1 protein-coding gene is annotated in these 1,101 nt (G+C 73.7%); it reads right to left on the bottom strand.

The features are described from left to right. Window positions 1–178: 178 nt before the first annotated feature. On the bottom strand, window positions 179–1,101 hold a 923-nt coding region (locus tag AB0M20_RS45220; protein WP_364307815.1), incomplete at its 5' end, for a type IV secretory system conjugative DNA transfer family protein.

Raw genomic sequence — 1,101 nt, 5'->3', positions numbered from 1 at the left:
GCGGGGTTTTGGGGTGGCGTCTGGCGAGTCCGTGGATGTTTAAACCGGGCGGGGGGCGGGGCTAGGGGTAGGGCCGGGGGTAGGGCCGGGGGCAGGGCCGGGCCCCGGATCCGGAGAGCCGGTGCCCGGGCGTCGTGCCTGCGCCTGGGCAGGCGTCGCTCAGCCGCCAGCCGGGTGGTCAGTCGTCGGGATCGGCGATGCCGGCGAGTCGCGCGATGGCGGAGGTGTTACCGGCCGGGCCGGCGGCGGCCGCGGCGGCCCGCCGCACGGCGGTGGCCTCCCCCACCACCGGCTTGGGTGGCCGGGTGTGCAGGGTGAACGCGGCGGTCTCCCGGCTGTCGATGGTCAGCCGGCAGGCGGCGTGGTGGGCATCCAGGCGGGACAGGTCGTGCTCGCCGAGTTCGGGCAGGGTGTGCCGCTGCAGCTGGTGGGCGTCCTCCGGGGCGCAGGCGAAGAAAATCTTGTTGCGGGCGTTGGCGGACAACGCGTCCTGAGTCTCCCGGGGCATCTGCGCCAGGTTCTGGTGCGCCAGGACCAGGCCGAGGTGGTAGCCGCGGGCCTCGGCGAGCATGTCGCCGACCGAGCCGGGCAGGGTGAGGAAGTTCTGCGCCTCGTCGAGGTAGGCGCACGCGTCGCGACGCTGTGGTTCGGGCAGCCGGGCCCGGCCGGTGGCGGCCTGCCAGGCCGACGCGACGATGAACGAGCCCATCAGCCGGCAGGTCTCCTCACCGATCTGCCCTTTCGGCAGCCGGGCCAGCAGGATCCCGCCGTCCAGCACCCGGCGCATGTCGAAGCTGGACTGGGGCGCACCCAGGGTGCGGCGCACGAAGTCGCGCAGCAGGAACGCCCGCAGCCGGGCCAGCACCGGGCCGATGACCTGGGCCCGCAGCGGCGGCGGGGTGGACTCGAACCATTCCCAGTAGCCGCGCAGCCCTTCGGGGTCGTCGAGGTCCTGGGTGAACGCGGTGCGGAACCGTTTGTCGTTGAGCAGCGGCGGGATGAGGGTGAGGGTGGCGTTGGCCTTGCGCAGCAGGGTGAGGCAGGCGACGCGCAGGGTGTCGACGATGCGGGGCCCCCAGAGTGAGGCGAAGATCCGCCCGA

The organism is Actinoplanes sp. NPDC051633 (assembly GCF_040681735.1).
Classification (GTDB): Bacteria; Actinomycetota; Actinomycetes; order Mycobacteriales; family Micromonosporaceae; genus Actinoplanes.
The sequence above is the reverse complement of the archived record's forward strand: the minus strand, read 5'-3'. Positions and strand labels throughout refer to the sequence as shown.